This window comes from Streptomyces sp. NPDC018263 (genome assembly GCF_055562575.1).
In genome coordinates, this window is record NZ_JBVHFA010000008.1 from 108,519 (window position 1) to 133,758 (window position 25,240).

Consider the following 25,240-nt stretch of genomic DNA (forward strand, 5'->3'; position numbering starts at 1 on the left):
CGGGGAACGACGTGTGGGACGGACGTGGGCGGCGGGCCGGGCGGTGACGCCCGTGGCCGGCTCGCGGGAGAGGAGCCGCGGTGACCGAGGTACTGACGGCGGGTCCGGGCGCCGAGGAGCTGCCGGACGATCTGACCCCGGCCGAGGCGGGCATGTGGCAGGCGTTCCGCAACGGCAGCGTGTACGACCTGAGCAGCGGCGAGCTCGGCGTGGACGATCCGCACGGCGGCATCCCCTGGGGTCCGGAGCGCAGTGTGCGGGCGCGGGTGGTGTGCTGGCTGCTGCTGGACGGCCCGCCCGCGCTCGCGGGCCGGGTCTCCTCGCTGAAGCTGACGGGGGTGAGGATCACCGGCACCGTGGACCTGGCGGGCGGCACCGTCACGCCGTACATGGAGCTGCGCGGCTGCCGGTTCGACGACGAGGTCCGCATGCCGGAGGCGCATTTCACCACCGTGCGCCTGGTGGACTGCGCGGTGCCCCGCCTGGAGGCGGCGCGGGTGCGTACCGAGGGCGATCTGCATCTGGCGCGCTGCCGCTTCCGTACCGGCATCCGGCTGACCGACGCCCGGATAGGCACCGACCTGATGCTGAACCAGGCGGTGGCGCACCGGGACCGGGGCGGGCGGTCCATCACGGCGGACGGCATGACGGTGGGCCAGGACCTCCAGGCGGAGATGCTGGAGTCGTACGGCGAGCTGCGGCTGCGCGGCGCCCAGGTCGGGGTGTCGCTGAGCCTGCGCGGGGCCCGGCTGTCCAACCCGTACGCCCGGCTCGCGCTGAACGCCCCGCAGCTCACGGTGGAGCGGACCCTGTATCTGACCCCGGCCGCGGTGGGCAGCCCGCTGCTGAGCGGGACGACACCGGCGCGCGGGACGCGGGTGCAGCGGTTCGAGTGCCGGGGCGGGATACGGCTGGACGACGGGCGGTTCGGGGACGCGGTGGACCTGGAGGGGGCGCGGTTCGTGCTCACCGACGACCAGGAGCTGTCGCTGCGCCGGGTGCAGACGCCCGAGCTGCGCTTCCTCGGGGACCGGCCGCCGTCGGGCCGGGTGGTGCTGTCGGGCGCCCGGATCGTCAACCTGGTGGACCACGTGGGCAGTTGGCCGGAGCCGGGCAACCTCCAGATGAGCGGCTTCGCGTACGAGAACCTGGTACCGCGCGGGCCCTTCCCGCTGGCGCACCGGCTGGACTGGGTGGCGGCGGCTACCGCCGAGTACCACCCGGAGCCGTACGAGCGGCTGGCCGCCGTGCTGCGCGCGGCCGGGGAGGACGAGGACGCCCGCGACGTGCTGCTCGCCAAGCACCGCAGACGCCGCGAGACGCTGCCGCTCGCGGCCAAGCTGTGGGGGTACGCCCAGGACTGGACGGTCGCCTACGGCTACCGGCCGGGCCGGGCCGCGCTGTGGCTGGCGGTGCTGTGGGCGGCGGGCACGCTGGCGTTCGCGCAGGCCGATCCGCCCCCGGCGCACTCGGCGGACCGTCCGGCGTGGAGCCCGGCGTTGCTCACACTGGACCTGCTGCTGCCGGTGATCGACCTGGGCCAGCTCGACCAGTGGCGGCTGCGCGGGGCGTGGCCGTGGCTGGCGGCGGCGCTGATCATCCTGGGCTGGGTGCTGGCGACGTCGGTGGCGGCCGGGGCGACACGGCTGCTGCGGCGGAGCTGAGCCGGAGGGGGCGCGTGGGCCTCGCGGGGCCTTGTGGGGCCTTGTGTGTGGCAGGGGCGTGACAATAGCTGAAAAGCTACCTTTTTGCGGTTCCTTGACCCTCGGCGGTACAACCTTCCACAAGTTGTCCCAACCCTCTGGCGCGGGCCCGACCTGCGGACTTTCAATGGTCGGCACCATGGTTCTGCTGCCGGCGTTCCTCCGCCCCACCCGGAAGACACGACGCGCCTCGCGCCCGGACTCCCCCGCACCGGCCGACGACGTCATCCTCGACGCGCCCGACGACCGCCTCTCCCCCGCCCTGGTCGCGGCCGGGCAGGGCGAGTTCGCGGTCGCCGCCGCCCTCCTCGCGGCCACCCGCGCGGCGGCCCAGTGGGAGGAGCGCGATGCGTACGCCACCCGGCTCGCCGCCTTCGCCCGCTCCCGCCCCGAGTGGTTCGAGGCGTGGCGCGCGGCCGAACCGGGCGATCCGGGCGGGCTGCTCGTCGGCGCCCAGTTGGCCGTGGACCGCGCCTGGCCCTCGCCGGGCCGCGCCGAGCTGCTGCGCGAGGCCAGCCCGCTGATCACGGCCGCCGCCCGCGCCGACGACCGCGACCCGGTGCCGTGGCGCATCGCGCTGGACCACGCGCGCGGCTCCCGCGCGGGCCACCGCTACTTCGAGGAGCTGTGGGAGGCGGCAGTACGCCGCTCCCCGCACCACTACGGCTGCCATGTGGCCGCGCTGCGCTATCTGGCCACGTTCTGGCACGGCTCGCACCGCGAGTGCTTCGACTTCGCCGAGCCGGCCGCCCAGGACGCCCCGTCCGGCTCGCTGGTGCAGGCACTCCCGCTGCGCGCCGCCTTCGGCTACCTCACCGACGCCTGCGGCCCCGAGGTGCCCCAGGAGCGGCTGCACGCGGCGGCCGACCGAGCGGTGGCCCTCTCGGCCCGCTTCCCGGCCGCCGACCCCCGTCTCGCCCAGGTCCGCAACAAGCTGCTCTACGTCCTGCTGCGCCTGGAGCGCCGGGAGGAGGCCCGCGCCCAGCTCGCGCTGATCGGCCCGTACGCCACCTCGTACCCCTGGAGCCGGGTGTCCGAGGACCCGCTCGGCCACTTCCTGCGGCTGCGCGACGCCCTGCTGGCCGACGCCCCGCCCGCCGCCCTGGCCGCCCTGCTTCCGACCCCGCCGCGCTCGCGCGGCTGAGTCCGGCGGGGCCCGGCCGGGCCAAGATCGGTGAGACTGCCGCTGGCGCCGCGGACGCTCCCGCGGGCCGGACCATTAGGCTGGGGCGTCGTGACCACCGCCCGCCTGCCCCTCTTCCCGCTGAACACGGCGCTGTTCCCGGGACTCGTGCTGCCGCTGTCCGTCTTCGAGGAGCGGTATCGCGCCATCATGCGCGAGCTGCTGAAGACCCCGGAGGACGAGCCGCGCCGGTTCGTCGTCGTAGCGATCCGCGACGGCCACCAGGTGGCGCCGAGCGGCACGGGACTGCCGGACCCCGACGCCGACACCGAGGAGGGCCCGGCGGCCGGCTTCGGCTCCGACCCGCTCAAGGCGCTGCACCGGGTGGCCTGCGTGGCCGACGCCGCGACCATCCGGGAGCGGCCCGACGGCACCTTCGAGGTGCTGTGCACGGGCACCACGCGCGTACGGCTGCTCTCGGTGGACGACTCCGGGGCGTTCCTGACCGCCGAGGTGGAGGAGCTGCCGGAGGAGCCCGGCGACGAGGCGGGGGCGCTCGCCGAGGGGGTGCTGCGCTCCTTCCAGCAGTACCAGAAGCGGCTGGCGGGCGCCCATGAGCGCTCCATCTCCGCCGACTCCGACCTGCCGGACGAGCCCAGTGTGATCTCCTACCTGGTGGCGGCGGCCATGGTGCTGGACACCCCGACCAAGCAGCGGCTCCTCCAGGCGCCGGACACCGCGTCCCGGCTGCGGGACGAGCTGAAACTGCTTCGCGCGGAGACGGCGATCATCCGTAGTCTGCCGTCACTGCCCGCGTTCGAGCTGACGCGGGCGCGTACCAGTCTGAACTGAGGGAACAGAGGGCCGGCACCCGCGATGGCGAAGAAGTCCAAGAAGCAGCAGGCGGGCGGCACGCCCGCCACGGTGGCGCTCACCGCGGCGGGCGTGGACCACACGGTCCACTCCTACGAGCACGACCCGGCCCACCCCTCCTACGGCGAGGAGGCGGCCGAGGCGATGGGCGTCTCCCCCGACCGCGTCTTCAAGACCCTGGTGGCCGACGTGGACGGCGCCCTGACCGTCGCCGTGGTCCCGGTCTCCGGCACGCTGGATCTGAAGGCGCTGGCCGCGGCCGTCGGCGGCAAGCGGGCGGCGATGGCCGACCCCGCGCTCGCCGAGCGCACCACCGGCTACGTACGCGGCGGCATCTCCCCGCTGGGCCAGCGCAAGAAGCTCCCCACCGTGCTGGACGAGTCGGCAGGGGACCACCCCACCATCTGCGTCTCGGCGGGCCGGCGCGGCCTGGAGGTCGAACTCGCCCCGGCCGACCTGGCCACCCTGACCAAGGCGGTCCTGGCACCCATCGGCCGCGGCTGATCCCTTACGCGGGCGGCGTCCCGTACGGGCCCCGCGGCTCGTGGTCGTACGGGCCCTGCTCGAACGGGTCGGGGTCGCGGGGGCCGAAGAGGGCCGTCAGACCCAGATGGACCAGGAGCGCGCCCAGCGGCCAGGCCAGCAGGGCGCCCTTGGCACCGAGCCGGAGCGGGGCCGGGAAGGTGACGCCCGCGCCGACCGCCTTGGCGTGCGCGATGACGTCCGAGGTCGGACCCAGCCAGACGCCGAGCCGCCAGCCCAGCAGCGAGGCGAGCAGCCCGCCGACACCGAGGCCCACCACCAGCGGCACGCCTCCGCGCCGCCGCAGCAGGAACACCACCACCGCGCTGACCAGGCCAAACGCCAGGCCCAGCAGGGCGAAGGTGCCGTCCACCCCGGCCGCCTGCTCGCCCTCGGTGTCCTTGAGGTAGACCACCCAGCTCCGGTCGGTCTCCTCGCCCACGAGCGGCACGTGCGGAGCCAGCCACCACCACAGCAGTCCGAGCAGCACCCCGGAGAGCGCCACCGCCACGGCCACGACGACGGCTTCGCGTACTTCGGTCTTCATACCGGGGCCGTCCTGTCCGTACGGGTCCGTGACCGGTGTCCCGCCCGCGGGGCCCCCTCCGTGCTGATGCGCGAAGTCGTCGTGCGGCGGCGGTGGCGGAGTCAGCGGTGCGGTCACCCTGACATCGTGCCAGGTCGCGTCGCGCGCCGCGTCACCGGACGGCGGCCCGGCGGTACGCGCGGGTGGCCACGGCCAGCGAGATCACTCCGACGCCCGCGCACACGCCCAGGTCAGCGAGGACCACCGCCCAGTCGGGGTCCGGGCCGAAGGTGCGCGCGTACGCCTCCACCCCGTAGGTCGAGGGCAGCAGGTCGCGGGCGAAGCGCACGACGCCGGGCATCCGGTCGGCGGGCAGCACGCCGAGCAGCAGCGCCGCCGACATGCCGAGCTGGCCGAGCAGCGTGGCGAGTTCGGGGCGCGGGGCGAGCAGCCCGCAGGCGGCGCCGAGCCCGGACAGCGCGGCCCCGGCCAGCGGGATCACCGCCAGCAGCACCCACAGGTTGGACAGCGGCAGCCCGAACAGCGCGCAGCCCACGACCGCGGTGACCAGCGTCCCCGGCACGGTGAAGGAGGCGTACGCGGCCGCCGCGCCCAGCACCACGGCGGCGGGCGGCACGGGCAGCGTGGCGTAGTGGTCGAGCCCGCCGCTGGCGCGCAACTGGCCGAAGTACTGCGAGAGCAGGTTCAGCGCCACGTAGGCGACGACCAGCACCGAGGACCCGGCGACCACGGCCTGCGCCTCGGGCCCGTCGTCCACGACGCCCCGCATCATCACGGCGATGCCGACCGACTGGAAGGTCGCCACGAACAGCAGCGGGATGCGCGCCACCCGGGCCCGCGACAACTGGGCCCGGTAGACGGCGGCCAGCGACGGCCACAGCCGCACGGGCGGCCCCAGCTCGGCCGCGCGCCGCGCCTGCCCCGGCACGCTCCTCGCGGCGCCCGGCAGGACCTCGGCGGGTACGACACTCACGACGCGCTGCTCCTCTTGACGACGGCGGCCGGACAGACGTCCCCCGAAGACCGTACGGATGCGATCAGGACCGTGCTCACGCCTTGACCAGCCCCTGCCGTGCGGCCCCGCCAAGGGCCAGGTAGACGTCCTCCAGGCTCGGCGTGGCCAGGGTGAAGTCGTCCAGCGCGGCGAAGGCCGCCCCGCCGGTGACGGTGGCCACGGCGGCCCGCGCCTCCTCGGGGGCGAGCCGGAGCGTCCAGCGGCGCCCGGCCTCCACGGCCCGCTCCCGCAGGACCGCGACCTCGGGCACGTCCAGCGGCGCCTGCTCCCGCCAGACCAGCTCGACCCGGACCTCGCCGGAGACCCGCTCCTTGAGCCCGGCCGGGGTGTCGCAGGCGATCACCCGGCCCTGGTCGAGCACGGCGACCCGGTCGAGGACGGTCTCGGCCTCGATGACGTTGTGGGTGACCAGCAGCACGGTCGCACCCTGCTCGGCGCGGCGCCGGTCGACGGCGGCCCAGACCGCCCGCCGGGCCACCGGGTCCATGCCGGTGGTCGGCTCGTCCAGCACCAGCAGCGGGCGCGCGCCGACGAGCGCGGCGGCCAGGCAGGCGAGCCGCCGCTGGCCGCCGGACAGCTTCTTCAGCGGGCGCCCGGCGAGCGGGGCGAGGCCCAGCTCGTCCAGGACGGCGTCGCGCTCGGCGCGGGCGGCCCGTGCCTCCAGGCCGCGCAGCCGGCCGGTGGTCTCGGCGGCCAGCGCGACGGTCAGCTCGTCCAGCGCGGAGGACTCCTGGCCGAGGTAGGCGAGGATGCGGGCGGCCCGCTCGGGGTGGCGCACGATGTCGTGGCCGAGGATCTCGACGCTGCCGGAGTCGGGGCGCAGCAGCCCGGTGAGCTGGCGGACCAGGGTGGACTTGCCGGCGCCGTTCGGGCCGAGCAGCCCGAAGATCTCACCGTGCCGCACGTCCAGGGTCACCTCGTCGGTGGCCCGCACCTCCGGCGCCCCGGCCGCTCCGCGCCGCCCCTTGACGGGCGGATAGGTCTTGCTGAGCGCGCGCACGCGTACGACGTCGTCGTACCTGAGTGGCTCTCCCGCGCGCGTGGTCACGAGGGACGAGACTACGCGGTGCGGCCCCTTTACTCGCCTTTGGGGCACCTCATCTCGGCATCCGCCGGTCAGGGCGCGTTCACTCCCCGGCGGAGGCGTTCTCCGCCGCGGCCGGGACGTCGAACTCCCGCCAGAACCCCGCCCGGATGGCGTAACGGTCGTGCTCGTCGATCTGGTCGTCCTTGTGGGCGAGCAGGCCGAAGCGGGCCGCGTAGCGCAGCAGCTCGCCGTCGATGCGGTGCGGGATGCGCGGGTACATCGCGGACAGCCGCTGGAGGTGGCCCTGGTCGCCGAGCCGGGCCATCCAGCGGCGGGCGAAGACCTGCCCGACCTCGTAGGGGTCGCCGCCGACCGTGGTGATGTCCTCCTCGCGGTCGGCCCAGCGCTGCTCGGCGGTGGTGAGCTGGGCCAGCGTCGGCATGGCGGCGACCTCCGGCGGTTCGGCGGCGGTGCCCGGCCGGTCGACCCAGCCCTTGTCGGAGGACCAGCGCAGGGTGGCGCTCGTCGGGGGCTGCGCGGGCGGGGCGCCGGGGGTGCGCAGCGCGGCCAGGTCCTTGGGGGTGGGGACGCCCTTGTGGGCGGCGGCCCGGTCCTGGGTGCCGTTCTCCGGGGCGGTGGCGGCCGGGCGGTGGGTGTCGTCCTCGGCGGTGCGCTCGCGGCCGTTGGGCGCGGACTCGGGCAGCGGGGCGGAGAGGATCGCGGCGATCTCGGGGCGCGGCGCCGGGGGCGGGGCGCAGACGCCGGTCAGTTCCTTGGCGCGGACGGCCTTGATGATCCAGGCCCGGTCCAGCACGCGCCGTTCGTCGGCCTCGGCGACCAGGTCCTCGGACTGGTTGTAGTCGCCGTCGGCGGCCTGCACGGCCCACAGGTGGACGGCGACGCCGTGCTCCTTGGCCGCCATCATGCCGGGCAGCAGATCGCCGTCGCCGGTGACCAGGACGATGTCGGAGCAGGCGCGGTTGCGGGCCAGCTCGGTCAGCTCGGCGTGCATGGCCGCGTCGACGCCCTTCTGCGCCCAGCGGCCGTCGCTTCTGGTCAGGGCGCCGAGCCGGACGGTCACCCGGGGCATCACCCGGAGCCTGCGGTGCTCCGGCTGGGGGACGCGGTCGGGGGCGCCGTCGAACCAGTAGATGCGCAGCAGCGGGCGGCCGGTCTCGGACTCGGCGCGTTCGCGCAGCGCCTGGATGAGCGCGGTGTGGTCGACGATGATCCGGGACCGCGAGGGCTCACCGGCGAGGAGGCTCGCGGCGGCTCCCAGCAGATACCCGGCGTCCACCAGGACGATGCAGCGGTCCACGCGACTCACCCTCTTTCCGGGAGGTATTGCTTCGGCGTTCCTTCGAGTCTGCCCGACCGCGCGGGGGTTAACGGCCGGAACTCGATCTTCGGCGTGGCGTTTCGGGAGCCGGTGTCCCCACCAACCCTGTCACACACGGTAATTATCCGACATGCGCTTGATGTCAGCGTATGTGAATCTAATTTCGGCCCTGGCCCCTAGACCCCCTTCAGGAGGCAGATCCCCATGGCCAAGAACAAGAACCGCAAGCAGACCGGCCCGAAGAACCGCGCTTCCCAGGCCGAGCAGTCCCAGCGCTCCGCCGAGCAGGCCCCCGAGGCGCAGGAGGCCACCGCCCAGATCGCGGGCGGCCAGCAGGACTACACCCGCAAGCAGAACAAGCGCTTCGGCCACAACTGAGTGCCTTAGCAGGGCATTTGTGCCGGCAGTGAGCATACGAAAAGGGGCGCACCTCCGCGGGGTGCGCCCCTTTTGCTCTGGTTACCGCCGGGTTCAGCCGGCCAGGCAGGACGGGCCGAGCAGGACCTTCAGGTCGCCGTAGAGCGCGGGGTCGGGCTTGACCCGGTGCCGGTCCAGGCGCAGCACGGTGGTCTTGTGCGGGCCCTGGAGCTTGATGCGGACCTCGCTGTCGCCCTTGTGATGGGTGAGGATCTCGCCGAGGCGGCTGATCATCGGCGGGGTGACCCGGACCGCCGGGATGGTGAGCACCACGGGGGCGTTGGTGCCCGCGTTGGACAGGTCGGGGACCTGGAGCTCCATGGCGACCAGCCGGGGCACGTCCTCCCGCTTGTCGAGCCGGCCCTTGACGAACACCACGGCGTCCTCGACGAGTTGGGTCGAGACGAGCTGGTAGGTCGCCGGGAAGAACATGCACTCGATGGAGCCGGCGAGGTCCTCCACGGTGGCGATGGCCCAGGCGTTGCCCTGCTTGGTCATCTTGCGCTGGAGGCCGGAGATGATGCCGCCGATGGTCACCACCGCGCCGTCGGAGTGCTCGCCGCCGGTCAACTGGGAGATGCCCGCGTCGGCCTTGTCGGAGAGCACGTGCTCCAGGCCGAAGAGCGGGTGGTCGGAGACGTAGAGACCGAGCATCTCCCGCTCCTGGGCGAGGAGATAGGTCTTCTCCCACTCCTCGTCGGTGAACTGGACGTCGAGTCCGAAGCCGGGCTCGTCGCCGGCGTCGTCGCCCATGCCGCCGAAGAGGTCGAACTGCCCCTCGGCCTCCTTGCGCTTGACCGCGACCACGTTGTCGATCATCGGCTCGTACTGCGCGGTGAGGCCCTTGCGGGTGTGGTTCATCGAGTCGAAGGCGCCGGCCTTGATCAGCGACTCGGTGGTGCGCTTGTTGCAGGCGACCGCCTCGACCTTGTCGAGGTAGTCCGGGAAGGAGAGGTACTTCCCCTTGGTCTTGCGGCCGCGGATGATCGCCTCGACCACGTTGGTGCCCACGTTGCGCACCGCGGAGAGGCCGAAGAGGATCACGTCGTCGCCCTGGGCGGCGAAGTTGGACTCCGACTCGTTGACGTTCGGCGGGAGCACCTTGATGCCCATGCGCCGGCACTCGTTGAGGTAGACGGCCGACTTGTCCTTGTCGTCCTTGACCGAGGTCAGCAGACCGGCCATGTACTCGGCCGGGTAGTTGGCCTTGAGATAGGCGGTCCAGTAGGACACCAGGCCGTACGCGGCGGAGTGCGCCTTGTTGAACGCGTATCCGGCGAAGGGGACCAGCACGTCCCACAGCGCCTGGATGGCCTCGTCGCTGAAGCCCTTGTCGCGGGCGCCCTTCTGGAACAGGACGAAGTTCTTCGCCAGTTCCTCGGGCTTCTTCTTGCCCATCACACGGCGGAGGATGTCGGCCTCGCCGAGCGAGTAGCCCGCGATGATCTGGGCGGCCTTCTGCACCTGCTCCTGGTACACGATCAGGCCGTAGGTGACGTCCAGGACCTCCCGGAGCGGCTCCTCCAGCTCCGGGTGGATCGGCGTGATCTCCTGCTGCCCGTTCTTGCGCAGCGCGTAGTTCGTGTGGGAGTTCATGCCCATCGGGCCCGGCCGATACAGGGCCGAGACGGCGGAGATGTCTTCGAAGTTGTCCGGCTTCATCAGGCGCAGCAGCGAGCGCATGGGGCCGCCGTCGAACTGGAAGACGCCCAGGGTGTCGCCGCGCTGGAGCAACTCGAAGGTCTTGGGGTCGTCGAGCGGGAGGCTCAGGAGATCGATGTCGATCCCCTTGTTGGCCTTCACCATCTTGACGGCGTCGTCCATGATCGTGAGGTTGCGCAGACCCAGGAAGTCCATCTTCAGCAGGCCGAGCGACTCACAGCTCGGGTAGTCCCACTGGGTGATGGTCACGCCGTCGGTGTGCCTCACCCACACCGGGACGTGCTCGGTGATGGTCTCGCTGGACATGATCACGCCGGCGGCGTGCACACCCATCTGCCGGACCAGGCCCTCCACACCGCGCGCGGTGTCGATGACCTTCTTCACGTCCGGTTCGTTCTCGTACATCGCCCGGACCTCGCCCGCCTCCGAGTAACGGGGGTGCTCGGGGTTGGTGATGCCGTCGATGTTGATGCCCTTGCCGAGGACGTCGGCGGGCATCGCCTTGGTGATCCGGTCGCCCATCGCGTACGGGTAGCCCAGCACGCGCGCGGAGTCCTTGATCGCGTTCTTGGCCTTGATGGTGCCGTAGGTGCCGATCATGGCGACCTTGTCGGCGCCGTACTTCTCGGTCACGTACCGGATCACCTCGACGCGCCTGCGCTCGTCGAAGTCGATGTCGACATCGGGCATCGAGATGCGCTCGGGGTTGAGGAACCGCTCGAAGATCAGGCCGTGCGGGATCGGGTCGAGGTCGGTGATGCCCATAGCGTAGGCGACGATCGAGCCGGCCGCGGAGCCTCGGCCGGGACCGACCGCGATGCCGTTGTTCTTGGCCCACATGATGAAGTCGGCGACCACGAGGAAGTAGCCGGGGAAGCCCATCGAGATGATGACGTCCATCTCGTACTCGGCCTGCTTCTGGCGGTCGTCGGGGATGCCGTCGGGGAAGCGGCGCTCCATGCCCCGGCGCACTTCCTCCTTGAACCAGGTGACCTCGGTGTAGCCCTCGGGGATGTCGAACTTGGGCATGAGGTTCTTGGCCTCGAACATGCCCGTGGTGTCGACCATCTCCGCCACCAGGAGGGTGTTGGCGCAGCCCTCCTGCCAGGCGTCGGAGGAGTCGATGGCGTACATCTCGTCCGTGGACTTCAGGTAGTAGCCGGTGCCGTCGAACTTGAAGCGGCCGGGCTCGGAGAGGTTCTTGCCGGTCTGGATGCACAGCAGGGCGTCGTGGGCGGCCGCCTCGTGCGCGTAGGTGTAGTGCGAGTCGTTGGTGACCAGCGGCGGGATGCCGAGCTTCTTGCCGATCTCCAGCAGGCCGTCGCGGACCCGGTGCTCGATGTCGATGCCGTGGTCCATCAGCTCCAGGAAGTACTTGTCCTTGCCGAAGATGTCCTGGTAGTCGGAGGCGGCCTTGAGGGCCTCGTCGAACTGGCCGAGCCGGAGCCGGGTCTGCACCTCGCCGGAGGGGCAGCCGGTGGAGGCCACGATCCCCTCGGACCACTTGGAGATGGTCTCCTTGTCCATCCGGGGCCACTTCTGGAGCCAGCCCTCGGCGTACGCGTCGGAGGACAGCCGGAAGATGTTGTGCAGGCCGGTCTTGTTCACCGCCCACATCGTCTTGTGGGTGTAACCGCCGGAGCCGGAGACGTCGTCCCGCTTCTGGTGCGGCTGGCCCCACTGGATCTTGCGCTTGTTGCGCCGGGACTCGGGGGCGACATACGCCTCGATCCCGATGATCGGGGTGATCCCGGCCTTCTTCGCGGAGTGGAAGAAGTCGTACGCCCCGTGCAGGTTGCCGTGGTCGGACATGGCGATGTGCGTCATGCCCATCTCATTGCAGGCGTTGAACATGTCCTTGAGCCGCGCGGCACCGTCCAGCAGCGAGTACTGGGTGTGGACGTGCAGGTGCGTGAAGGGCGGCTTCGACACGGTTTCGGCCTCCGGATGAACAGGAAGGGGACAGCGAGGAAGTCTATGCCCCGGCACTGACACCACCGGGTCCGGTCCGCGTACCTTCAGGTGGGAACCGGGCACTCCGGCGCGGCGTCGCCCGTTGTGGACGGGGGGACGCGGCGGTACGGCTCCCCCGTGTTCCCGCGTAAATCCCCCGCACGATCCGCACCAGGAGGCACCCCGCGATGTCGGTTTCCCAGCTCAGCGACGAGCAGCGCGGCGAGGAGATCCTCGCCGTCTTCGACACCGCCTTCGGCCGGCTGCTGGCCGCGGACCCGGCCGCGTTCCGGGTGAAGTTCCGCAAGATGGCCGCGAGCGCCTTCGCCTTCTACCGGGGCACGGCGAGCCTCTTCTACCACGACCTCGACGCCGAGAAGCGGGGCGGCCCGTACCTGGACGAGCGCACCTCGCGGGTGTGGGTGCACGGCGACCTGCACGCCGAGAACTTCGGCACCTACATGGACTCCAACGGCCGCCTGGTCTTCAACGTCAACGACTTCGACGAGGCGTACGTCGGCCCCTTCACCTGGGACCTCAAGCGCTTGGCCGCCTCCGTCGCGCTGATCGGGTACGCGAAGGCGCTCAGCGACGAGCAGATCACCGAGCTGGTGACGATCTACGCCGTCGCCTACCGCGAGCGCATCCGCGCCCTGGCCACCGGCGCCAAGGACGACGAGGTGCCGCCCTTCACCCTGGACACCGCGCAGGGCCCGCTGCTGGACGCGCTGCGCGACGCCCGCTCGCTGACCCGGTTCGGGCTGCTGGAGTCGATGACGGAGATCCGCGACTTCGAGCGCCGGTTCGCGCCGGGCGGCGGCTCGGTCGAGCTGGACGCGGCCACCCGGTACAAGGTGCTGGCCGCCTTCGACGGCTACCTGGAGACGCTCCCGGAGACCTCGCTGGCCCGCCCGGAGTCCTACCGGGTCAAGGACGTCGTGGGGCGGCGGGGCATCGGCATCGGCTCGGCGGGGCTGCCCTCGTACAACATCCTGCTGGAGGGGGCGACGGACGCACTGGAGAACGATGTGGTGATCTACATCAAGCAGGCGCAGACCCCGGCCGTCTCCCGGCACATCACGGACCCGGCCATCGCCGGGTACTTCCAGCACGAGGGTCACCGCACGGTGATCTCCCAGCGCGCCCTCCAGGCGCACGCCGACCCGTGGCTGGGCTGGACCGAGCTGGACGGCGCGGGCCAGTTGGTCGCCGAGATCTCGCCGTACGCGGTCGACCTGGACTGGAGCGACATCGACGACCCGGAGGAGATCGCGGCCGTCGTCGCCGACCTCGGCCGGGCCACGGCCACCATGCACGCGGCGGCGGACGAGACCACCTCGGGCGAGTCCCTGGTGCCGTTCTCCACCGAGCGGGCCATCGACGCGGCGCTCGCGGCCGACGAGGAGGGCTTCGCGCCCCTGCTGGTGGACTTCGCGCACAGCTACGGCGCCCGGGCCCGCGCCGACCACCAGACCTTCCTGGACCTGTTCCGCAACGGCCGGATTCCGGGGCTGTAGCCGCCGCACACCCTTTACGGGTGTCTCACGGCGGTCCGTGACACACTCTCCTCTCGCTATGGACATATCCGGGACCCAGCTCAGAGCCGTGCGCGCGGCGCTGTTCACGGCCTTCACCGTGACGCTCAGCACCGCGTCGCACGTGCTGCTGTCCCGGTCCCCGCTGCCGGTGGCGACCGTGCTCGCGGTCGCCGCCGGGGTGTTCACCGCCGCGTACGCCCTGGCGGGCCGGGAGCGCGGCTTCGGCCCGATCGCGGCCCTGCTGGTCCCGCTGGAACTGGCCGCCGACACGGTGTTCACCACCGGCCAGCACGCCTGCTACGGCCGGGCCGGCGGCCCGGTCACCGGCCCGCTGCACGCGGTGGGCCTGGACCTGCTGTGCCGGGGCGGCGCCGTGGGCGGCCCGCTGGCCCATGTCTCCGGTGGCGCCGGTGTCTCCGGCTCCCCGGACCGCGCGGGCGCGCTGCTCGCGCACACCGACCCGGCCGCCTCCTGGCTGCTGCTCGCCGCGCACCTCGGGGTGGGGCTGGTGGCCGCCGCCTGGCTGCGCCGGGGCGAGCGGGCCCTGGCCGAGCTGGTGCGGGCCCTCGCCGCGACCACGTTCCGGCCGCTGCTGCTGGCGGTCGCCGCCGGTGCGGTCCGGCCGGCCCCGGCCCGCCGGACGCCCCGCCCGGCGCCGTGTCCGGCCGCCGCGCGGGCCCTGCTCCTCGCGCACTCCCTGGGACGGCGCGGACCGCCGCGCTCCGTCGCCCTCGCCCGCCCCTGAGCGGACTCCGGGCGATCCCGAGCACGACCCAGTTCCCCACACGTAACCCGCGCACACGTACCTCGCGTACGGCATGTGCGCGTCCCCTATGGAGATCACCAACATGAGCAAGCGGAACACCCAGGCGGCGAAGACGGCGGCGCGGGAGCGGCTGCGCGAGGAGCGCGAGCGGCAGGCCAAGCGGGACAAGGTGAAGCGGCAGGCGATCGTCGGCCTGTCGGTGGTGGCGGTGCTCGCCGCCGCGGGCGGCATAGGTTACGCGGTCGTCCAGAACAGCAAGCCGAGCGGCTGGGACGCGGCCGAGAAGGCCACCCTGGTCAAGCCCGCCCACACCACGGGCAAGGACGGCACGACGGTCGTCATCGGCAAGGACACCGCGAAGAAGACCCTCACGATGTACGAGGACCCGCGCTGCCCGGTCTGCGCCCAGTTCGAGCAGGCGTCCGGCGCCACGGTGGACAAGGACGTCGCGGACGGCAAGTACAAGCTCCAGTACGTCGGCGCGACCTTCATCGACGACAACATCCCGGGCGAGGGCTCCAAGAACGCGCTCAGCGCGCTCGGCGCGGCCCTGAACGTCGACCCGGAGGCGTTCCTCAAGTACAAGTCGGCGCTGTACTCGGCGAAGTACCACCCCGACGAGCAGGAGGACAAGTTCAAGAGCGACGACTACCTGATCAAGGTGGCCGACACCGTGCCCGCGCTCAAGGGCAACGCGGCCTTCCAGAAGGCGGTGAAGGACGGCACCTACGACAAGTGGGCGCTGGTGATGAGCGACAAGTTCAACACGGACGGCAAGAAGTACGGCTTCCAGGGCACGCCGACGCTGCTGATGGACGGCAAGAAGGTCACCGGTTCCGACGGCCAGAACGCGCCGATGACGCAGGGCGAGTACGTCACCGCGATCACCAAGGCCCTCAAGGGCTGAGCCCTTCGCGCCGAGGCGCACCGCATGAAGGGCGGGCGAACTTTCGGGGTTCGCCCGCCCTTCATGCATACCGATCAGTAACCTGATCGGCCGTGACCAGTCCCCACAGATCCGTCGAGGCCATAACGGCCCGCAACTCCCTTGCCCCCAGCCGCCGTACGGTCGTCAAGGCCGCGGCGGCCGGCGCCGTCCTGGCCGGGCCGCTCGCCGCCGCGCTGCCCGCCCGCGCCGCCACCCAGGCCCCCGTCTTCCGGCACGGCGTCGCCTCCGGCGACCCGCTGCCCGACGGCGTCCTGCTCTGGACCCGGGTGACCCCCGTGCCCGAGGCGCTGCCCGGCTCCGGGGTCGGCCCGGACACCGAGGTCGGCTGGGCCGTCGCCCGCGACAAGGCGTTCACCGACGTCGTCGCCACCGGCTCCACCACCGCCACGGCGGCCACCGACCACACCGTGAAGGCCGACATCCGGGGCCTTCAGCCGGGCACCGACTACTGGTTCCGCTTCACCAGCGGCGGCGCCGAGTCCCCCGTGGCCCGCACCCGCACCGCACCCGCCGCCGACGCCGCCGTGCCGGGGCTCCGCTTCGGCGTGGTCTCCTGCGCCAACTGGGAGGCGGGCCACTTCAGCCCCTACCGCCACCTCGCGGCCCGCGGCGACCTGGACGCCTGGCTGCACCTGGGCGACTACATCTACGAGTACGGCAACGGCGAGTACGGCACCCGCGGTACCGTCGTGCGCCCGCACTCCCCCGCGCACGAGATCCTCACCCTGGCCGACTACCGGATACGGCACGCCACTTACAAGACCGACCCCGACCTCCAGGCGCTGCACCTGGCCGCCCCGGTCGTCGCCATCTGGGACGACCACGAGTTCGCGGACAACGCCTGGTCGGGCGGCGCCACCAACCACACCGAAGGCGCCGAGGGGGCGTGGGCGGCCCGTCAGGCGGCCGCGAAGCAGGCGTACTTCGAGTGGATGCCGGTTCGCCCGGCCGTCGCGGGCACCACCTATCGCAGGCTGCGCTTCGGCAAGCTGGCCGACCTGTCCCTGCTGGACCTGCGTTCGTACCGCTCCCAGCAGGCGGCCACCGCCTCGGGCTCGGTGGACGACCCGGACCGCACGCTCACCGGGCGGGCCCAACTGGACTGGCTCAAGGCCGGTTTGAGGGCGTCGGACACCAAGTGGCGACTGGTCGGCAACTCGGTGATGATCTCGCCGTTCGCGGTGGGCGCGCTCTCCGCCGATCTGCTCCGCCCGCTGGCGAAGCTGCTCGGGCTGCCGGAGGAGGGCATCGCCGTCAACACCGACCAGTGGGACGGCTACACCGACGACCGGCGCGAACTGCTGGCCCACCTCAAGGCCAACGCCATCGGCAACACCGTCTTCCTCACCGGTGACATCCACATGGCGTGGGCCAACGACGTGCCCTACGACGCGGGCACCTACCCGCTGTCGGCGTCCGCGGCCACCGAGTTCGTGGTCACCTCGGTCACCTCGGACAACCTCGACGACATCGTGAAGGTCCCCGAGGGCACGGTCTCCGCCGTCGCCGCGCCGGTCATCCAGGCCGCCAACCGGCACGTCCGCTGGGTCGACACCGACCGCCACGGCTACGGCGTGCTCGACATCACCGCCGAGCGGGCGCAGATGGACTACTACGTGATCTCCGACCGCAGGGACCCGGCCGCCACGTCGGCGTGGGCGCGTTCGTACCGCACCCGCAGCGGCACGCAGAGGGTGGAGCGGTCGTACGACCCGGTGTAGTTCCTCGTGACGGGGCGGGTGGTGTGTGCGTTCGGCACACACCACCCGCCCCGTCTTCGGTCAACTGGCCACTTTTATTGGGTGCTTGATGGCTTGATCGGTTGGTCATGTCCACGTAATCTCCGGGCGGCGACTGGGAAGACCCCCACACGCCCTCCCCGACGCATCACCTTGGAGTCCGCATGCGCGCGCTCGTCCGGATACCCCGCCTCACGTCCAGACGCCTTGTCGGCACGGCCCTCGCGGCCGGAACGCTGTTGCTCTCTCCCCTGTCGGCGCCGACGCAGGTCGTCGCCGCGCCCGCCCACGCTCCCGCCGCCAAGTGCGCCGGGGAGACCGGCCAGTCCGCGGCCCGCAAGGCCCGCCCCGCGCACGGCGACACGGGCGTCACCGAGCCGAACGAGATCAGCACCGCCAGGGCCGAGGCGATCAACGCCGACCTGCGCGAGAAGCTCGGCAAGCTTCCCTCCTCGGGCAGCCGCAGTCTGGCCGCCGCCGCGTCGGCCACCGTCCCGGTGTACTTCCACGTCATCCACGACGGCGCGGCCGGCCAGCTCAGCTCGACCGACATCAGCGCGCAGATGAACGTGCTGAACGCGGCCTACGCCGGCCAGGGCACCGGCAACACCGACTCCGGCTTCCAGTTCACCCTGGCCGGCACGGACTACACGGACAACGCGGCCTGGTACAACCTCTCCTCCGGCTCACCGGAGGAGAAGGCGATGAAGTCCGCCCTGCGCAAGGGCGGCGCGAACGCGCTCAACGTGTACACCGCCAACCTCGGCGGCGGCCTGCTGGGCTGGGCCACCTTCCCCAGCTCCTACGCGTCCAGCCCCTCCATGGACGGCGTCGTCGTCCTCGACGCGTCCCTGCCGGGCGGCTCGGCCGCCAACTACGACCAGGGTGACACCGCGACTCACGAGGTCGGCCACTGGCTCGGGCTCTACCACACCTTCCAGGGCGGCTGCAACGGCAACGGTGACTACGTCTCCGACACCCCGGCCGAGAAGAGCGCCGCGTTCCAGTGCCCCGAGGGCCGGGACACCTGCGCCCGCTCGGCCGGCGCCGACCCGATCCACAACTTCATGGACTACACGTACGACTCCTGCATGTACCAGTTCACCGCGGGTCAGGTGGCGCGCATGCAGCAGAGCTGGGCGGCGTACCGCGCGGCGGCCTGACCGGACACGGCCGACGGGTCACAGCGAGTCGAGGAAGCCGAGTGCCACCCGCCAGGTGGCCTCGGCGGCCTCGGCGTCGTAGTCGGGCAGGTCGCGGTCCATGTAGAGGTGGCCGGCGCCGGGGTAGCGGTAGACCTCCACGTCCGCGCCGGTGCGGCCCATCTGGAGGTACCAGGCGCTCAGCCAGTCGTCCGTCTCGAACGGGTCCGGCTCGGCCACGTGCAACTGCACCGGCAGCTCGTCCACGAAGGCGTTCGGCGCGATGTCCGAGGTGCCCTGGAGGAGCAGCAGCCCGCGCGCCTTGTCGTCGCCGAGCGCCAGGGTCTGCGCGATGGAGGCGCCGAGCGAGAACCCCGAGTAGACGAGCCCGCGCTCGGAGTAGGGGGCGACGGCGAGCACGGCCCGCTTGAGCAGCTCCTCCTTGCCGACGGACTGCTGGTACTCCATGCCTTCCTCGACCGAGTCGAAGGTGCGGCCCTCGAAGAGGTCCGGCGTCCACACCTCGTGACCGGCCGCGCGCAGCCGTTCCGCCGCGTCGCGCACCGCGGGGGTGAGCCCGTAGGCCGAGTGAAAGAGCATGATGTTCATGCCCCCCATGGTGCCAGCCGCACCAGGTCGGGGCGGTTCCGGCGCGGCCCGTCTACCCAGCGCGAGACCGAACACACAGGTTCATGCCGCCGCCACGCGGTTACGTTCCCCCTCATGGAGAACGTCATCCGGCCCCTGGCCGTGATCGGCGGTGCCGTAGCGCTCACCGTGCTGCTCGGCTGGGCCACCGATCTGCTGCTGCGCAAGGCCGACGAACGGCACGGCGAGACCCCGCTGTGGGACCTGCTGCGCCGTTGCCGCATCCCCTACCAGCTCGTCCTGCTCGCCGCCCTGCTCAGAGGGTCCTACGCCCAGGTGCCGTGGCTGCGCGGCCACGGGGTCGGCATCGGGCGGACCCTGACCCTGGTGCTGATCGGGTCGGCCGCCTGGCTGGTCATCGGCATCGCGGGCGCCGTCGTGGAGACCTCGTACAGCCGGTACGCCCGCATGCACCGGGACGCGGCGCGGGTGCGCCGGGTGCGCACCCAGGTCACGCTGATCATGCGGGTGGTGTCGGCGACGGTCGGGGTGGTCGCGGTGGCGGCGATGCTGCTGACGTTCCCGGAGATGCGCGCGGCCGGTGCCTCGCTGCTGGCCTCGGCCGGCATCCTCGGCATCGTGGCCGGTGTCGCGGCCCAGTCGACGCTGGCCAACCTGTTCGCCGGGCTCCAGATCGCCTTCGGCGACATGGTGCGCATCGGCGACACCGTGGTCGTGGACGGCGAGTGGGGCACCGTCGAGGAGATCACCCTGACCTTTCTGACGGTACGCACCTGGGACGAGCGCCGGATCACCATGCCGGTCTCCTACTTCACCTCGCGCCCGTTCGAGAACTGGTCGCGCGGCACCCCGCAGATGACCGGCACCGTCTTCTGGTACCTCGACCACAGCGCGCCGGTGGAGGCGATGCGGGAGAAGCTCCGCGACATCCTGCGCCACTGCGCCGCCTGGGACGGCCGCGCCTACGGCCTGGTGGTGACCGACACCACCCCGAACACCATCGAGGTGCGCGCCCTGGTGACCGCCAAGGACGCGGACGACATCTGGACGGTCCGGGTCACGGTCCGCGAGCAGATCATCGCCTGGCTGTCCGCCGAGCACCCGTACGCGCTCCCCCGCGTCAACACCTCCGACGCGGTCAAGGCGCCGTACCAGATCCCGTCCCCGGACCGGTCCACCCTGCGCAAGGCGTACGACTTCCCGCGCACCGGCCGGGTCTAGGGAGCCGGGGGCGGCTCAGCGCAGGCTGCGTACGTCGAGGTGGCGCAGCACCCGGTCCACGATCTCCGGGTCCGCCCCCGGCTCGCTGCGCGCGGCGAGCACCTCGTGGCGGGCGGCGCTCATCATCTCGGACTGGATCTGCCGCACCCGCTTCAGGCGCCGGGCCCGCTTCTGGTGGGCCTCCCGGCGCTCCTCCTCGCCCATGTCGGGGCTGATGCGGATGCCGATGTCGAAGGCGCGCCGCAGCATCTGCTCGGACAGCTCCTCGGGGAGGTCCTCGACCTGCTCGATCTCCCGCAGCTTGCGCCGGGCCGCCTTGGTCGCGCGGACGGCGAGTTCCTTCTCGAAGTCCTTCTCCCGCCCGGCGTCGGCCCGCACCCCGAGCCTGCGCACCAGCGAGGGCAGGGTGAGCCCCTGGAGCACGAGGGTGGCGATGATCACCCCGAAGGCGATGAAGACGATGATGTCCCGGTCCGGGAAGGGCCCGCCGTCCTCGGTGGTGAGCGGGATGGCGAGGGCCAGGGCGACCGAAGCCACCCCGCGCATCCCGGACCACCACATCACCACGGTCTCGCGCCAGCCGACCGGGATCTCCTCGTCGATGTCCCGCCGGGCGTGCAGCCGTTTGGTCAGCCAGGTCGCCGGCAGCAGCCAGAGGAGGCGGACCAGGATCACCACGGCCGCGACCGCCGCCGCCCAGCCCAGCAGCTCGCCCCAGCGGCCGGAGGCGGTGCGGACTGCGTTGTGCAGTTCGAGGCCGATCAGCCCGAAGGCGACGCCGGTGACGAGGGTGTCGATGATGTCCCAGAAGGTGTGCCCGGCCAGCCGGGTCATCACGTCGTCGGCGTCGGTGGCGTACTCGGAGAGGAACAGCGCGGTGGTGAGCACCGCGAGCACGCCCGAGCCGTGCAGCTCCTCGGCGAGCACGTAGGAGGCGTACGGCACCAGCAGGGTGAGGCCGATCTGGAGGGTGGCGTCGCCCAGCAGGGACATCAGCTTGTTGGCGCCCCAGCCGAGCGCCAGGCCGATGGCGACGGCGACGACCGCGGAGAGCACCAGGTCGAGACCGGCCTCCCAGGGCGAGAACTCACCGCTGATCGCGGCGGCGATGGCCACGTGGTAGAGCACGATCGCGGTGACGTCGTTGAACAGCCCCTCGCCCTCCAGGATGGACACCAGGCGGCGCGGCAGGCCCAGTTGGCCGGCGACGGCGGTCGCGGCGACCGGGTCAGGCGGGGCGATCAGCGCGCCCAGCGCGACGGCGGCGGCGACCGGCAGACCCGGCACTATGGCGTGCGCGACCGCGGCCACGCAGATCGTGGTGACGAAGACCAGGGCGACGGCCAGCAGGAAGATCGGCCGGATGTTCGCCGTGAACTGCCGCCAGGAGGTGCGCCGTACGGCCGCGTAGAGCAGCGGGGGGAGCAGCGCGGGCAGGATCAGGTCGGGCGGGATGTCGACGTTGGGCACGAAGGGCAGCACGGCCAGCACCCCGCCGAACACCGTCATCAGCACCGGCGCGGGGAGGTTCAGGTACTCGCCCACCGGCACGCTCACCAGGGCGGCCAGCAGGATCACGAACAACAGGGCCAACTGATCCACGTAGCGCGCTCCGGAGGTAAACGATCACCGCGAGCCTCCAGCCTGCCACGCCGGCCGGAAAAGCCCGGTCAACGGCCCGCCCTCGTACGGCAGTCCTACGCGGGCGGAAGCGGGCGGCGCATCGCCCGGTGCGCGATCCCGGCGTCCTGGAACTCGGGGCCGTACGCGGTGTAGCCGAGGCGCTCGTAGAACCCGAGGGCCCGGGTCTGGGCGTGCAGGTCGACGGCGGTGAGGCCGAGGCCGCGGGCCGCGTCCTCGATGGCCCGCACCAGGGCGGCGCCGACGCCGAGACCGCGCGCCCGCCGGGTCACCGCGAGCCGGCCCAGCGAGCCCACCGAGGCGTCCCCGCCCGTCCTGCCCGCGGCCGCCGCGCCGTGCAGCAGCCGGCCGGTACCGAGCGGTATGCCGTCCTCACCGACGGCCAGTACGTGCAGCGCGGTGGCGTCGTACGCGTCGTACTCGATGTCCTCGGGCACGCCCTGCTCGCCGACGAAGACCTCCTTGCGGACCGCGAAGCACGCCTCGCGGTCGGCGGGGTCCCCGGCGACCCGGACGGTGAACGGGGTGCTCACGCGTACGTCTCCTCACGGACCCGGTCGAGGGCGAGGCTGAGGTCCTCGGGGTAGTCGCTCTCGAACTCGACCCACTGGCCGTCCGCCGGGTGCTCGAAGCCGAGCCGGACCGCGTGCAGCCACTGGCGCTCCAGCTTGAGCCGCTTGGCGAGGGTGGGGTCGGCTCCGTAGGTCAGGTCGCCGACACAGGGGTGGCGGTGCGCGGCCATGTGGACGCGGATCTGGTGGGTGCGGCCCGTCTCCAGCTTCACGTCCAGCAGGGAGGCGGCGCGGAACGCCTCGATGAGGTCGTAGTGCGTGACCGAGGGCTTGCCCTCGGCGGTGACGGCCCACTTGTAGTCGTGCTGGGGGTGGCGGCCGATGGGGGCGTCGATCGTGCCGCTCGTGGGGTCCGGGTGGCCCTGGACCAGGGTGTGGTAGCGCTTGTCCACCGTGCGCTCCTTGAACTGGCGCTTGAGCGAGGTGTACGCCCGCTCGGACTTGGCGACCACCATCAGGCCGGAGGTGCCCACGTCCAGCCGGTGCACGATGCCCTGGCGCTCGGCGGCGCCGGAGGTGGAGATCCGGTACCCGGCGGCGGCGAGACCGCCGATGACGGTGGTGCCGGTCCAGCCGGGCGACGGGTGCGCGGCCACGCCGACGGGCTTGACGATGACGACCACGTCGTCGTCGTCGTAGACGATCTCCATGCCCTCGACCGGCTCGGCGACGATCTGCACCGGGGCGGGTGCCTGGGGCATCTCCACCTCCAGCCAGGCGCCGCCGTGCACGCGCTCGGACTTGCCGACCACGGCGCCGTCGACCTGGACCTTGCCGGCCGCGGCCAGCTCGGCCGCCTTCGTGCGGGAGAAGCCGAACATCCGGGAGATGGCGGCGTCGACGCGCTCGCCCTCCAGGCCGTCGGGCACGGGCAGGGTTCGGATCTCGGGAAACGTGCTCACCCGTCGAGTATGACGGACGGGCCGGAAGGCACCGAACGAGCCTGTGGAAAACCGGTGCGGGGCCCGTCAGTCCTTGTGGACGGTGCCGTCCGGGTCCAGACCGCGGAAGGACAGCAGCACGATCAGGATGCCGCCGCACACGATCGCGGAGTCCGCCAGGTTGAACACGGCGAAGCCGCGGGGCGCGATGAAGTCGACGACCTCACCCTGGAGGACGCCGGGGGCGCGGAAGATCCGGTCGGTGAGGTTGCCGAGGGCGCCGCCGAGCAGCAGGCCGAGCGCGACGGCCCAGGGGAAGCTGTAGAGCTTGCGGGAGAGCCGGACGATCACCACGATCACGGCGACGGCGATCACCGTGAAGATGATCGTGAAGGCCGCGCCGAAGCCGAAGGCGGCGCCGGGGTTGCGGATGGCGTGCAGCTCCAGGAGGTCGCCGATCAACTGGACCGGGGCGTGGTGCTCCAGCTTCGCCACCACCAGCAGCTTGCTGCCGAGGTCGAGGGCGTAGGCGAACGCGGCCACCGCGAAGAGCACGGCGATCCGCCGGCCGCGCCCGGTCCGGGGCGCGGGGGCCGGCGCCCGCTCTCCGCCGGCCTGCGGAGTACTGCCTTCCGGAGTGTCCGGCGTACCGATGATGCGCTCCGCCTCTGCCACGTGAGTCCCTCAACCTAGGTGCCTGACTGAGGAGAGAGTACGGCACACCCCCGGCGGGGGCGGAGAGCGGACCCGGAGGTCAGGAGCGGCGTTCCTGCTTCTGCTTGCACTCCACGCACAGGGTGGCCCGCGGGAACGCCTGCATGCGGGCCTTGCCGATGGGGTTGCCGCAGTTCTCGCACAGGCCGTAGGTGCCCGCGTCGAGCCGTTCCAGGGCGCGCTCGGTCTGGCTGAGCATCTCGCGCGCGTTGGCGGCCAGGGCCAGCTCGTGCTCGCGGGTGATGTTCTTGCTGCCGGTGTCGGCCTCGTCGTCACCGGCGCCGTCCGCCGAGTCGCGCATCATGCCGACCAGGGACGCCTCCGAGGAGGAGATCTCGATGCCGAGCCGGTCCGCCTCGGCGGCCAGTTCCGCGCGCGCCTCGGCGACCTCCTCCGGGGTCCAGGGGTCCTCACCGGGACGTACGGCCAGGTCACCGGGTTCCGCGGCGGTCAGACGCGCGCCCGGAAGCGCGCTCCCCTCCGCCGTGGCCGTGCCAGGAGTCTTCTTCGCAACCACCCTCGTGGCTCCCGTCTTCTCGGCCGTGCTCTTCCCGGCCGCCTGTTCGGCGACCGCCTTCTTCGCGGGCGCCTTCACGGCCGCGGTCTTCCTGGTGGCGCTCTTCTTGGCGACCGCCTTCTTGCCCGCCGTTTCCTTGGCGGCGCGCTTCTTGGCGGGCGTCTTCGTGGCAGTCGTCTTGGTGGCGGTCTTGGCGGTGGCCTTGGCAGCACTCTTGGGGGGGGTCTTGGCAGCGCTCCGGGTGGCGGTCTTCTTGGCGGCCGATTTCTTCGCCGTCGTCTTCTTGGCCGCCGTTCTCCCGCTCCCGGCCGTCGTGCCCTGCGGGGTCGCCGCCTCGGCGGCGGTGGCCTTGGCGGCCGTCTTCCTGGGGGTCACCGTCTCGCCGCCCGTCTTCTCACCGGCCGTCTTCCTGTCCGTGGTCGTCTTCTCGGCGGACGCGCCCTTCTCACCTGCGGCCCTCTTCCCGGTGGCGCCCGCGTCGGCAGCCTTGTCCGTCTTTCCTGGCCGCCTGCTCCCCCTTCCTGCCGAACCGCCGGAGGTCTTCTTCGCCACCATGGCCGGGACCCCTTCACATATGTGAGATTGCAGGCGAATCGTGCTGGGACGATAAATCGACTTGGGGCCCGCGGCAACGGGGCACGCCGCCCGATTCGCCCGCCCCGCACCCCCCGCGCAGCAGACCTGCATCCGTTGTGCCCAGCTCCCCGGCCCGTAACCCGTCACTCCCGCCCCGCCGCCGATCGGGTCACACCACCGGGCCGGAAAAGCGG

The 25,240-nt window shown here is 72.1% G+C and carries 22 protein-coding genes; 11 read left to right on the forward strand and 11 right to left on the reverse strand.

All coding sequences use genetic code 11. From position 1 onward, the window contains the following. Positions 1-152: 152 nt before the first annotated feature. The 4 genes from ACZ3HQ_RS23360 to ybaK all read left to right on the forward strand — a co-directional run bounded on the left by ACZ3HQ_RS23360 (position 153) and on the right by ybaK (position 4,203). Positions 153-1,664 carry an oxidoreductase gene (locus ACZ3HQ_RS23360; protein ID WP_467514173.1) on the forward strand — a complete coding sequence of 504 codons (1,512 nt, stop codon included), beginning with the start codon at positions 153-155 and terminating at the stop codon, positions 1,662-1,664. Between the two features lie 166 nt (positions 1,665-1,830). Next, positions 1,831-2,847 carry a hypothetical protein gene (locus ACZ3HQ_RS23365; RefSeq protein WP_467513732.1) on the forward strand — a complete coding sequence of 339 codons (1,017 nt, stop codon included), beginning with the start codon at positions 1,831-1,833 and terminating at the stop codon, positions 2,845-2,847. 90 nt (positions 2,848-2,937) lie between these two features. After that, positions 2,938-3,678: an LON peptidase substrate-binding domain-containing protein gene (locus ACZ3HQ_RS23370; protein ID WP_467513734.1), complete on the forward strand. Its 741-nt coding sequence runs from the start codon at positions 2,938-2,940 to the stop codon at positions 3,676-3,678. 24 nt (positions 3,679-3,702) lie between these two features. Next, positions 3,703-4,203 (forward strand): Cys-tRNA(Pro) deacylase, encoded by a 501-nt coding sequence (gene ybaK, locus ACZ3HQ_RS23375; RefSeq protein WP_467513736.1) that lies wholly within the window; start codon positions 3,703-3,705, stop codon positions 4,201-4,203. Between the two features lie 4 nt (positions 4,204-4,207). Here ybaK and ACZ3HQ_RS23380 read toward each other — a convergent pair whose 3' ends face one another. From ACZ3HQ_RS23380 to ACZ3HQ_RS23395, 4 genes are all read right to left on the reverse strand, one after another. Continuing rightward, complete coding sequence (locus ACZ3HQ_RS23380; RefSeq protein ID WP_467513737.1) at positions 4,208-4,885, reverse strand: AAA family ATPase; 678 nt, start codon at positions 4,883-4,885, stop codon at positions 4,208-4,210. A gap of 34 nt (positions 4,886-4,919) precedes the next feature. Beyond that, on the reverse strand, positions 4,920-5,741 hold the full coding sequence (locus ACZ3HQ_RS23385) for an ABC transporter permease (RefSeq protein ID WP_467513739.1): 822 nt from the start codon (positions 5,739-5,741) through the stop codon (positions 4,920-4,922). 76 nt (positions 5,742-5,817) lie between these two features. Further along, positions 5,818-6,831, reverse strand: a complete 1,014-nt coding sequence (locus tag ACZ3HQ_RS23390; RefSeq protein ID WP_467513741.1) for an ABC transporter ATP-binding protein — start codon at positions 6,829-6,831, stop codon at positions 5,818-5,820. 79 nt (positions 6,832-6,910) lie between these two features. Next, positions 6,911-8,128 (reverse strand): NYN domain-containing protein, encoded by a 1,218-nt coding sequence (locus tag ACZ3HQ_RS23395; RefSeq protein ID WP_467513743.1) that lies wholly within the window; start codon positions 8,126-8,128, stop codon positions 6,911-6,913. A 225-nt stretch (positions 8,129-8,353) separates the two neighbouring features. Here ACZ3HQ_RS23395 and ACZ3HQ_RS23400 point away from each other — a divergent pair, with 225 nt between their 5' ends. Beyond that, a complete protein-coding gene (locus ACZ3HQ_RS23400) occupies positions 8,354-8,527 on the forward strand; it encodes a hypothetical protein (protein ID WP_167513517.1) in 174 nt (57 codons plus the stop codon). Positions 8,528-8,620: 93 nt separating this feature from the next. Here ACZ3HQ_RS23400 and dnaE read toward each other — a convergent pair whose 3' ends face one another. Beyond that, positions 8,621-12,160, reverse strand: a complete 3,540-nt coding sequence (gene dnaE, locus ACZ3HQ_RS23405) for a DNA polymerase III subunit alpha (protein ID WP_467513745.1) — start codon at positions 12,158-12,160, stop codon at positions 8,621-8,623. A gap of 209 nt (positions 12,161-12,369) precedes the next feature. Here dnaE and ACZ3HQ_RS23410 point away from each other — a divergent pair, with 209 nt between their 5' ends. From ACZ3HQ_RS23410 to ACZ3HQ_RS23430, 5 genes are all read left to right on the forward strand, one after another. After that, positions 12,370-13,698 carry a DUF2252 domain-containing protein gene (locus ACZ3HQ_RS23410; protein ID WP_467513747.1) on the forward strand — a complete coding sequence of 443 codons (1,329 nt, stop codon included), beginning with the start codon at positions 12,370-12,372 and terminating at the stop codon, positions 13,696-13,698. A 58-nt stretch (positions 13,699-13,756) separates the two neighbouring features. Beyond that, complete coding sequence (locus ACZ3HQ_RS23415; protein WP_467513749.1) at positions 13,757-14,464, forward strand: hypothetical protein; 708 nt, start codon at positions 13,757-13,759, stop codon at positions 14,462-14,464. 103 nt (positions 14,465-14,567) lie between these two features. Continuing rightward, on the forward strand, positions 14,568-15,392 hold the full coding sequence (locus tag ACZ3HQ_RS23420; RefSeq protein WP_467513751.1) for a thioredoxin domain-containing protein: 825 nt from the start codon (positions 14,568-14,570) through the stop codon (positions 15,390-15,392). 92 nt (positions 15,393-15,484) lie between these two features. Then, positions 15,485-17,155, forward strand: a complete 1,671-nt coding sequence (locus ACZ3HQ_RS23425) for an alkaline phosphatase D family protein (protein WP_467513753.1) — start codon at positions 15,485-15,487, stop codon at positions 17,153-17,155. 182 nt (positions 17,156-17,337) lie between these two features. Then, complete coding sequence (locus tag ACZ3HQ_RS23430; protein WP_467513755.1) at positions 17,338-18,336, forward strand: zinc metalloprotease; 999 nt, start codon at positions 17,338-17,340, stop codon at positions 18,334-18,336. 18 nt (positions 18,337-18,354) lie between these two features. Here the strand turns inward: ACZ3HQ_RS23430 and ACZ3HQ_RS23435 are convergent, their stop codons facing one another. Then, positions 18,355-18,924, reverse strand: coding sequence for a dienelactone hydrolase family protein (locus ACZ3HQ_RS23435; protein ID WP_467513757.1), 570 nt, complete (start codon positions 18,922-18,924; stop codon positions 18,355-18,357). A gap of 114 nt (positions 18,925-19,038) precedes the next feature. Between ACZ3HQ_RS23435 and ACZ3HQ_RS23440 the strand changes: the two genes are divergently transcribed. Next, positions 19,039-20,145 carry a mechanosensitive ion channel family protein gene (locus ACZ3HQ_RS23440; RefSeq protein WP_467513759.1) on the forward strand — a complete coding sequence of 369 codons (1,107 nt, stop codon included), beginning with the start codon at positions 19,039-19,041 and terminating at the stop codon, positions 20,143-20,145. Positions 20,146-20,160: 15 nt separating this feature from the next. Here the strand turns inward: ACZ3HQ_RS23440 and ACZ3HQ_RS23445 are convergent, their stop codons facing one another. From ACZ3HQ_RS23445 to ACZ3HQ_RS23465, 5 genes are all read right to left on the reverse strand, one after another. Further along, positions 20,161-21,747, reverse strand: coding sequence for a Na+/H+ antiporter (locus tag ACZ3HQ_RS23445; protein WP_467513761.1), 1,587 nt, complete (start codon positions 21,745-21,747; stop codon positions 20,161-20,163). A gap of 95 nt (positions 21,748-21,842) precedes the next feature. Continuing rightward, positions 21,843-22,319 carry a GNAT family N-acetyltransferase gene (locus ACZ3HQ_RS23450; RefSeq protein ID WP_467513763.1) on the reverse strand — a complete coding sequence of 159 codons (477 nt, stop codon included), beginning with the start codon at positions 22,317-22,319 and terminating at the stop codon, positions 21,843-21,845. After that, on the reverse strand, positions 22,316-23,260 hold the full coding sequence (locus ACZ3HQ_RS23455; RefSeq protein WP_467513765.1) for an RluA family pseudouridine synthase: 945 nt from the start codon (positions 23,258-23,260) through the stop codon (positions 22,316-22,318). Before ACZ3HQ_RS23455 ends, ACZ3HQ_RS23450 begins: the two co-directional genes overlap by 4 nt. Before the next feature lie 66 nt (positions 23,261-23,326). Beyond that, the gene (gene lspA, locus ACZ3HQ_RS23460; RefSeq protein ID WP_467513767.1) at positions 23,327-23,914 is read right to left on the reverse strand and encodes a signal peptidase II; all 588 of its coding nucleotides are present in this window, start codon (positions 23,912-23,914) and stop codon (positions 23,327-23,329) included. A gap of 79 nt (positions 23,915-23,993) precedes the next feature. Further along, positions 23,994-25,025 carry a TraR/DksA family transcriptional regulator gene (locus ACZ3HQ_RS23465; RefSeq protein ID WP_467513769.1) on the reverse strand — a complete coding sequence of 344 codons (1,032 nt, stop codon included), beginning with the start codon at positions 25,023-25,025 and terminating at the stop codon, positions 23,994-23,996. Positions 25,026-25,240 lie beyond the last annotated feature (215 nt).

Excerpts from the sequence above, each read along its gene's own strand:
- ACZ3HQ_RS23440 (WP_467513759.1), top strand. The coding sequence starts at position 19,039 with ATGGAGAACGTCATCCGGCCCCTGGCCGTGATCGGCGGTGCCGTAGCG.
- ybaK (WP_467513736.1), top strand. The coding sequence starts at position 3,703 with ATGGCGAAGAAGTCCAAGAAGCAGCAGGCGGGCGGCACGCCCGCCACG.
- ACZ3HQ_RS23430 (WP_467513755.1), top strand. The coding sequence starts at position 17,338 with ATGCGCGCGCTCGTCCGGATACCCCGCCTCACGTCCAGACGCCTTGTC.
- ACZ3HQ_RS23435 (WP_467513757.1), bottom strand. The coding sequence starts at position 18,924 with ATGAACATCATGCTCTTTCACTCGGCCTACGGGCTCACCCCCGCGGTG.
- ACZ3HQ_RS23420 (WP_467513751.1), top strand. The coding sequence starts at position 14,568 with ATGAGCAAGCGGAACACCCAGGCGGCGAAGACGGCGGCGCGGGAGCGG.
- ACZ3HQ_RS23365 (WP_467513732.1), top strand. The coding sequence starts at position 1,831 with ATGGTCGGCACCATGGTTCTGCTGCCGGCGTTCCTCCGCCCCACCCGG.
- ACZ3HQ_RS23465 (WP_467513769.1), bottom strand. The coding sequence starts at position 25,025 with ATGGTGGCGAAGAAGACCTCCGGCGGTTCGGCAGGAAGGGGGAGCAGG.
- ACZ3HQ_RS23415 (WP_467513749.1), top strand. The coding sequence starts at position 13,757 with ATGGACATATCCGGGACCCAGCTCAGAGCCGTGCGCGCGGCGCTGTTC.
- ACZ3HQ_RS23360 (WP_467514173.1), top strand. The coding sequence starts at position 153 with ATGTGGCAGGCGTTCCGCAACGGCAGCGTGTACGACCTGAGCAGCGGC.
- ACZ3HQ_RS23400 (WP_167513517.1), top strand. The coding sequence starts at position 8,354 with ATGGCCAAGAACAAGAACCGCAAGCAGACCGGCCCGAAGAACCGCGCT.
- ACZ3HQ_RS23410 (WP_467513747.1), top strand. The coding sequence starts at position 12,370 with ATGTCGGTTTCCCAGCTCAGCGACGAGCAGCGCGGCGAGGAGATCCTC.